The sequence below is a fragment of the Nocardioides sp. CF8 genome, from assembly GCF_000389985.1.
In the GTDB taxonomy this organism is placed as follows: domain Bacteria; phylum Actinomycetota; class Actinomycetes; order Propionibacteriales; family Nocardioidaceae; genus Nocardioides; species Nocardioides allogilvus.
Genome location: NZ_CM001852.1, coordinates 937,454 through 944,590, shown reverse-complemented (window position 1 = coordinate 944,590; position 7,137 = coordinate 937,454). Strand labels below are relative to the sequence as shown.

The window sequence follows — 7,137 nt, the reverse complement described above, 5'->3', positions numbered from 1 at the left end:
GGGGGGGGGGAGCCGGTCGAAGCCGGCCGCGACGGGGGTGCCGGTGCGGATGTCGGCCAGCACACGGCTGAGGTCGGCGGACAGCTCGCCCCCGCTGCGGCGTACGACACGATCGAGCGCAGCGACCGGGCTCTCGCCCGCGGCCACCGCGAGGGCGAGCAGCTCGGCGACCGTCGGGAACTCGGTGATGATCTGTCGCTCGCGGTTGGTCGCCTGGGAGCTGAGACGGTTGTCGCGGGCCATGACCCCGAGCACGAAGCCCAGGCCGCACAGCAGCAAGGAGGTGATCGGCGCGACCGACCCCGAGAGCGCCTTGAGGAGGGAGTATGCGGCCACCAGCCCGAAGCCGGCGAGCCCCCACAGCACCTGCTCGATCCGGAACTCGTGCACGGTCTTGGGGATCGCTGCGCGCTCGAGGCGGCGCCGCACCGACGTCGCACCGCCGAGGACCTTCTCGACGAGGTCGGCGGTGGAGCGGAGGAAGGGTCCGAAGATGCCGGCCGCCGCGACCGTCGGCGACGACGACGTGACCTTGAGGCTGGGGGTGCGCCCGACCTGCGGCAGGTCGCGGACGTAGGGCAGCACGCGCAGCGCGAGCTGGGGGCGCCGGATCACCAGGATCCGGGCGGCGATCAGCAGCACCCCCGCAGCCGCTGCGGCTCCGAGCACCGCTCCCCACAGCGACGCGCTCATGCCAGGATCCGTCGCTCGACGGGCAGCCGGCCGATGCGCATCATCAGCCGGTAGGCAGTCAGGCACAGCACGGCACCGATCACGAGCACCACGACGCCCGCGCCGGACGAGTAGGCGGTGACGGAGCCGGACTGGAAGGACATCAGCAGCAGGACGACCCAGGGCGCGGCCACGGCCAGCCGGGCGCCGTTGACCGTCCACGCCTGGCGCGACTCCATCTCGGAGCGGGTGCGCGCCTCGTCGCGGAGATAGCCCGAGAGGTTGCGCAGCAGCCGGCCGAGCTCACCTCCACCCACCTCGCGGGCGATCCGCAGGCCCTCGACGACGCGGTCGCCGACGGGGTCGGCCAAGCGCACCTTGAGCCGGTCGAGCGACTCGTGGAAGCGGCCGGTGACCTGGTAGTCGAGCGCGAACTGGTCGAAGGAGTCACGCAACGGCTCGGGGCCGTTGGTGCCCAGCGCCGAGAGCGCGTCGGGCAGCGAGAGTCCGGCGCGTACGGCGCTGGCGAGGTTGTCGACGGCGTCGGGCCAGACCTCGGCGAACTCGCGCTGGCGCTTGGCTGCGCGCTGCTTGACCACGGCGACGGGCGTGTAGCCCGCCATCAGCGCGAACGTGATGGACACCGGCACGGTGCGCGAGACCGCCTGGATGACGACGAACGCGACCACGGCGAAGACGACGCACAACGCCGCGAGACTGGCGACCGAGACGTCACCGAGCCCGGCCCTGGCCAGCAGCTGGCGTCCACGGCCGCCGCCGGGCCTGGGCTCCTTCGGCGTCCGCGGCACGAAGAAGGCCGACCAGATCAGCAGCAGGCCCAGGCCGGTGCCGAGCCCGACGAGCGCACCCATCAGTGGACCCCGTTGAGGATCTGGTGCAGGTCGATGCCGATCCGCTCGAAGCGCTCGAGCCGCGAGGGCATCCCGGCACCGCGGCGCAGCTCGCCGCCCACGCGCTCGAAGATGGGCTCGACCTCGATGATGTCGTTCTCCACCCGGCCGGGCACGGAGACGATCTCGTTGACCCGGCGGACACCCTGGGCGTCGATGCCGAGGTGCACGACGAGGTCGACCGAGCTCGCCACCGTCGGGACGACGAAGCGCGCGGAGATGTTCTCGCCCGCCAACATGCGATAGAGAGCGTGCAAATTCGGCGGGCCACACGGCCGATCCACATCCACGGAATCACTACCTCGACGTGGCCACTCGTCGGTCAGGCCCTCTCCGGCCGGACGATGCCCTCAGATGTCTCCACCAGTTCCTCGGGGGTGAAGGTGGGCTCGTCCCCTGGCGTCGATCCGGAGGGGCCGGCGTGTCGGTCCGAAATCAGAGACCCCTCCGGGCCTCTTGGAACTCGTCGACGAAGACCGCGAGCCCGTGATGGTCGTGGTTGCGCGCGAACGCTTCGGACCCACGAGTGGCCTCTGGGTCGTCAACAGCGACCAAGGAAACTCCCACCACATCACTCTGGTCACCATGACCGAAGCCGGTCCCCGGCCTCGCCCCTTCACGCCAGGGTGGATCAGGGGTCGAAGTCGACCTCGACACGGAACACATCCACGCGTAGCCACGAGACGGTCAGTTCGACTGGCCGGTGGTCGCGGGCCGCGGCGTCCGTGCGGCTACGGATGGCGATCACTGGCGGGCGGCCGCCGAGCCGAAGGTGAGCGGCCACCTCGGGTGTCGCGGGGTCGATGGCAACGCCGAACCAGCCGCGCACGGGCTGCAGCCCGTAGCCCTGTTCCAAGGCATCGTGCAGCGACCCCCCGGGGGCGAGCACCTGGGGCAGGTCGGGCACCAGCTCGGGGTCGAGCCAGGTGTCGGCGAACCCGACCAGCTCGCCGTCCACGTAGCGGTCGCGTGCAACGGCGAGCAGTTGGCGGCGGGCGCCGACGCCCATTCGGCGTCGTACCTCGGCCGGCGGCTTCTCGAGTCGCCAGCCGGTGGTCCGGATCTCGGGTGTCAGCCCGGCGTTGCGCACGCTGGTGCTCCAGCTGGGCGGCGAGTGTCGCGAGATCGTGTAGTCGATGCGCTGGGAGACAAAGGTGCCACTTCCCTGACGCCGACGCACCAGGTAGCGGCTCTCCAGCTCAGCGAGCGCGGCCCGCGCCGTCAGGCGGCCGACGCCCAGGTCGCGGGCCAGCTCCTCCTCCGACGGCAGTCGGGCGCCGACGGGCTGGTCAACGATGCGTTCGGCCAATGCGTCGGCGGCAGCGAGGTACACCGGCTTTCGACCGTTGGTCCTGTTCGAAGCAGTGTCGCTGTTGGTGGGGAGGATCATATCGCCGGCGAGCCCCCGGACACGGTCAAGCCGTGGGGATCGTTGACGCTTCCGTCGGGCACGCAGCCGGCCAGCGCCTGCAGGATCGAGCGTGCAGCCCGCTCCTCGATCGCGAGTCGGCTGTCCGCCACGGCGGAGCCGAGGTGGGGTGTGAGCAGCGTCCGGTCGGTGCAGTCCACCAGCTCCGGGTGCGGCCCGTCAGGGCGGTGTGCCCGGGAGAGATCCTCGAACTCGAACACGTCGGCGGCGTATCCGCCCAGGCGGCCACTCCTCAGCTGCTCGGCCACCGCCTCCTCGTGCACTACCGACCCGCGGCCCACGTTCACCAGCATAGCGCCGGCAGGCATCGAGGCGAGCGCTACCCGGTCGAGCAGGTGGGTGGTTTCGGGCAGTAAGGGCGCGCACACGACGACGGCGTCACTGGTGCGCAGTAGCTCCTCGAGCGGCACCTGCTCGAGGCCCAGCAGCTCAGCGTCTGCGGCGGGCACCGGATTGGGATCGCTGTAGACGACGCGCGCGGAGAACCCGACGAGCAGCCGGGCAACCGCGCGGCCCACGGCACCGGCGCCGACGATGCCAATGGTCGACCCGATCAGGGTGCGCCCGTACAAGGCGGGTCGCCACCCGGAGAGCCCGTCGCGTAGTCGTCGGTCGCCGGGGCCGATGTTGCGCGCCAGCCCGACCAACAGGCCCAACGCAAGCTCAGCGGTGGGCTCGGTGAGAGCATCCTCCACCCGGGTCAGCCAGACCCCGCGCGCTGTGCAGGCGCCGACGTCGATGTTGTCGTAGCCCTTGAGCGCGCCGGCCACGATGCGCAGCCGCGGGCATCCGTCGAGGAACGCCGCGTCGATCCGGTCGGGCATGAACGCCATCAGCGCGTCGGCGTCCGCGGCCCGACGCCGCAGTTCCTTCGCGGACAGGCTCTCCTCGGTCTGATTGGACACCACGTCGCACTCGCGGCCGAGCAGGTCGAGCAGCTCGTCGTGCACCCGGTGAGTCAGCACTACGACCGGTCGTGAGTTCTCGGTCGTCATGCGAACCTCCTACGCAGCCAGCCGCCCAGAGCATCGACCACGGTGACCGTGGCCAGAATGACGAGCAGGATGGCGGACACCTCCTGGTAGTTGAGCGTGCGCAGTGCGGCGATCAGTTCGAACCCGATGCCACCGGCACCGACCACCCCCACCACCACTGACGCCCGGAAGTTGAACTCCCAGCGGTAGATCGTCACGTCCGCCAACTGGGGCAGGACCTGAGGAAGTACGCCGTGCACAAGCGCCTGCGCCGGCGTAGAGCCCACGGCGCGGGCAGCCTCCACCGGAGCCTGGTCCGCATGCTCGATCGCCTCGGCGAAGAACTTTCCGACCATGCCGGCAGAGTGGATGCCCAGCGCGAGGGCTCCCGGCAGAGCGCCGAAGCCGACTGCCGCGACGAACACGATCGCCATGATGAGCTCGGGCACCGAGCGCAGCGTGTTCAGCACCATCCGGGCGACCCAGTACACCGCCGGGTGCGGAGAAGTGTTGCGCGCGCCCAGCAGGGCAAGTGGCACCGACAACAGCACGGCAAGCGCGGTGGCGGCGATGCTCATCGACAGCGAGTCGAAGAGCGGGCCCCACCAGGTGCTGAGGTTGCTGAAGTCGGGCGGCCACATGTCGCCCAGCAGGTCGACGATGTCGGCGAGCCCGGTGGCCATGCGCTGCCCGTCGAGCAGCCCGACGAAGTGGGCGCACACGAGCACCAGTGCCACGACCACCGCGAGCTCGCATGCGCGGTGACCCCACGAGCGCCTCAATGTGCCGGTGAGGGCCCCGTAGTCTCGCATTGCCGCCTGCTCCTGCGGCGGCAGCACTTCGATGCTCACTGGAAGTCGGCGAGGTCGACGCCGAGCAGCGGCGCGAGCTCGCGGACGGCGTCGTAGTCGGCGTCGGTGACCGGCTCGAACCCGGCCGCCTCGAACGGCTCGAGCACCGACTCGTCCTCGAGCTCTAGGAACGCCGCCCGAACCTTCTCCTTGAACTCGTCCGGCAGGCTCGCCTGCATCGTCCACGGGTAGTTGTAGTAGGGGTCGGACTCCTGGACGGTGACGACCTTATTCGGGTCGATGATGCCGTCCTCGATCATTCGTTCGTAGATGGGCAGGCTCAGTCCGCCGGCGTCGGCGTTTCCGTTCTGGACGGCGAGTGCGACCGCGTCGTGGGCGCCGACGTGCTGCTCCTCGTAGTCACCGTCGTCGACGCTGAGGTCGGCGTCCTCGGCGAGCATCGCCTTGGGGATCAGGTGGCTGGAGGTGCTCGCCGGGTCACCCCAGGCAACGGTCTTGCCGCCGACGTCGGCGAGGCTCTCGATGCCTGAGTCGGCGCCCGCGATGAACACCGACTGGTATGTGGGCTCTTCGCCCGCCACCTCCTGTAACGCGGCGAAGGGCTCGATGTCGGACTTCTCCTGGGCGAGCACGTAGGACAGTGGACCGAAGTACCCGAGCTCGAGCCGACCGCGAGCCATCGCCTCGATCATCGAGGAGTAGTCGGTGGTGACCACCAGTTCCACTTTCACGCCGAGCTCGTCCTCGAGGTAGGCCTGGAGAGGTTCGTTGTTCTTGATCACTGCCGAGGCGTTCTCGTCGGGCAACAGGGCAACGCGCAGGGTTTCGGGCACCTCGCCCTCCGCTGCCTTGGAGCTGGAGCCACAGCTCCCCAGCGTGAGCGTGAGCGCGATCAGCGTGAGCGTGACGGTGGGCAGGCGGCGTTGGTGGGACATGGGGAGCTCCTGGCTGTCGGGGTACGGGTGGGAATGAGCTGGCCGAGACGGAGATGACCACTAGCGGGCGGCGGCGGCGAGCTGGTCTTCGTGAGTGGGGGCAGGGGTGCCTTCGTAGATGAGTCGCAGGTCGGCATCGGAGACGTCAGCGGCGGGCCCGTCGTAGACAACCTCGCCGTGGGCGAGGCCGATGATTCGATCGGCGTGCTCCAGGGCCAGATCGACCTGGTGCAGGCTGGCGACGAGGGTGATGCCGTTCTCCTGGCACACGCGGTGCAGCAGTTGCATCACGCGGCGCGCGGTGGCGGGGTCAAGGCTGGCGACCGGCTCGTCGGCGAGGATCAACCGCGGCTGCTGGGCCAGCGCCCGGGCGATGCCGACCCGCTGCTGCTGCCCACCGCTGAGGCTATCGGCGCGATCGAGTGCCTTGCCGAGCAGACCCACCTGGTCGAGGGCGTCGAGGGAGATTCGGAGGTCAGTCTTGTTCGGTGGCACCAGCACGCTCCACAGGCGCTGGTAGCCCACGCGGCCGAGCAGCACGTTGCGGAGCGCCGTGTAGCGCAGGATCAGCTGATGGTGCTGGAACACCATTCCGGTGAGTCGGCGGTGCTCGCGCAGGGAGCGGCGAGCGGCGAGCGCCGGCAGGCCTTCGACGCGCACCGTCCCCGTCGACGGCTGCACCAAGAGGTTCATGCAGCGCAGGATCGTGGACTTGCCGGCCCCCGAGGGCCCGAGGAGCACGGTCACCTTACCGGGCTGGATGACCAGGTCAGTGCGGCGGAGCGCCTGTACCCCACCCCGATAGGTCTTGCTCACGTCGGTCAGCTCCAGCATCTGCACTCCTCTAGAGGAATCTGTCTCATGCACCAATTCCTATAGAGGAGTTGCGAACCAGCACGACGCCTTGGCTGAACATTGGATGAACGCGCCGCCACCGATTGGGTTCGTTCACCCGCCGGCCACGTCGTCCAGCGACGCTCACCCCATGACCGCATGGACACCGTCCCTCATCCCCACCAACTACGTCATCGGGCATGTGGTCGCCGTCCTGCCCGACCGGCTGGTCGACGATGCACGGGTGGTCGTGCGCGAGGGGCGCATCGCCGAGGTGGGCCCGCATCGTGCAGGCGCGAGCTGCGACCTGAACGGTCGCGGGGCGGCGCTACTGCCGGGGCTGATCGACGTACACAGCGATGTGCTGGCGAGGGAGGTGCGTCCGCGCCCCGGCACGACCCTCGACGCCTCCTTTGCCCTCGCCTCGGCCGGGGCACGGTTGCGCGCCGCCGGCGTGACTACCTGCTTCCACGGCTTGGCTTTCCAGCAGCGATCGATCGTCGGCATGCCCATCGGCTCCCCAGACGCCAGCGACCTAGCTGTACCCGGCCAGGACGTTGGTAGCAGCGT

Annotated in this window: 9 protein-coding genes; 1 reads left to right on the top strand and 8 read right to left on the bottom strand. The window is 69.8% G+C overall.

Annotated elements, in window-relative coordinates:
* The 8 genes from CF8_RS04595 to phnC form a co-directional block, all read right to left on the bottom strand.
* On the bottom strand, nt 1-693 hold a 693-nt coding region (locus CF8_RS04595; protein ID WP_036490237.1), incomplete at its 3' end, for a type II secretion system F family protein.
* Nucleotides 690-1,544: a type II secretion system F family protein gene (locus CF8_RS04590; protein WP_010831972.1), complete on the bottom strand. Its 855-nt coding sequence runs from the start codon at nt 1,542-1,544 to the stop codon at nt 690-692. The genes CF8_RS04595 and CF8_RS04590, both read right to left, overlap by 4 nt.
* On the bottom strand, nt 1,544-1,822 hold the full coding sequence (locus CF8_RS04585) for a hypothetical protein (RefSeq protein WP_010831971.1): 279 nt from the start codon (nt 1,820-1,822) through the stop codon (nt 1,544-1,546). Before CF8_RS04585 ends, CF8_RS04590 begins: the two co-directional genes overlap by 1 nt.
* A 392-nt stretch (nt 1,823-2,214) precedes the next feature.
* Nucleotides 2,215-2,973: a GntR family transcriptional regulator gene (locus CF8_RS04580; RefSeq protein ID WP_010831970.1), complete on the bottom strand. Its 759-nt coding sequence runs from the start codon at nt 2,971-2,973 to the stop codon at nt 2,215-2,217.
* A complete protein-coding gene (locus tag CF8_RS04575) occupies nt 2,970-4,007 on the bottom strand; it encodes a phosphonate dehydrogenase (protein ID WP_010831969.1) in 1,038 nt (345 codons plus the stop codon). Before CF8_RS04575 ends, CF8_RS04580 begins: the two co-directional genes overlap by 4 nt.
* Complete coding sequence (phnE, locus tag CF8_RS04570; RefSeq protein WP_084623002.1) at nt 4,004-4,798, bottom strand: phosphonate ABC transporter, permease protein PhnE; 795 nt, start codon at nt 4,796-4,798, stop codon at nt 4,004-4,006. Before phnE ends, CF8_RS04575 begins: the two co-directional genes overlap by 4 nt.
* A 35-nt stretch (nt 4,799-4,833) precedes the next feature.
* Nucleotides 4,834-5,733 carry a phosphate/phosphite/phosphonate ABC transporter substrate-binding protein gene (gene phnD / locus CF8_RS04565; protein ID WP_010831967.1) on the bottom strand — a complete coding sequence of 300 codons (900 nt, stop codon included), beginning with the start codon at nt 5,731-5,733 and terminating at the stop codon, nt 4,834-4,836.
* Nucleotides 5,734-5,793: 60 nt separating this feature from the next.
* Complete coding sequence (gene phnC, locus CF8_RS04560) at nt 5,794-6,567, bottom strand: phosphonate ABC transporter ATP-binding protein (protein WP_036490234.1); 774 nt, start codon at nt 6,565-6,567, stop codon at nt 5,794-5,796.
* Between the two features lie 151 nt (nt 6,568-6,718).
* Between phnC and CF8_RS22340 the strand changes: the two genes are divergently transcribed.
* Nucleotides 6,719-7,137, top strand: a 419-nt coding sequence (locus CF8_RS22340) for a hypothetical protein (RefSeq protein WP_442937095.1), incomplete at its 3' end; no start/stop codon positions are given.

Bases quoted from the DNA above. Each gene is read 5' to 3' on its own strand.
- CF8_RS04590 (WP_010831972.1), bottom strand. From the start codon at position 1,544: ATGGGTGCGCTCGTCGGGCTCGGCACCGGCCTGGGCCTGCTGCTGATC.
- CF8_RS04585 (WP_010831971.1), bottom strand. From the start codon at position 1,822: ATGTTGGCGGGCGAGAACATCTCCGCGCGCTTCGTCGTCCCGACGGTG.
- CF8_RS04580 (WP_010831970.1), bottom strand. From the start codon at position 2,973: ATGATCCTCCCCACCAACAGCGACACTGCTTCGAACAGGACCAACGGT.
- CF8_RS04575 (WP_010831969.1), bottom strand. From the start codon at position 4,007: ATGACGACCGAGAACTCACGACCGGTCGTAGTGCTGACTCACCGGGTG.
- phnE (WP_084623002.1), bottom strand. From the start codon at position 4,798: ATGCGAGACTACGGGGCCCTCACCGGCACATTGAGGCGCTCGTGGGGT.
- phnD (WP_010831967.1), bottom strand. From the start codon at position 5,733: ATGTCCCACCAACGCCGCCTGCCCACCGTCACGCTCACGCTGATCGCG.
- phnC (WP_036490234.1), bottom strand. From the start codon at position 6,567: ATGCTGGAGCTGACCGACGTGAGCAAGACCTATCGGGGTGGGGTACAG.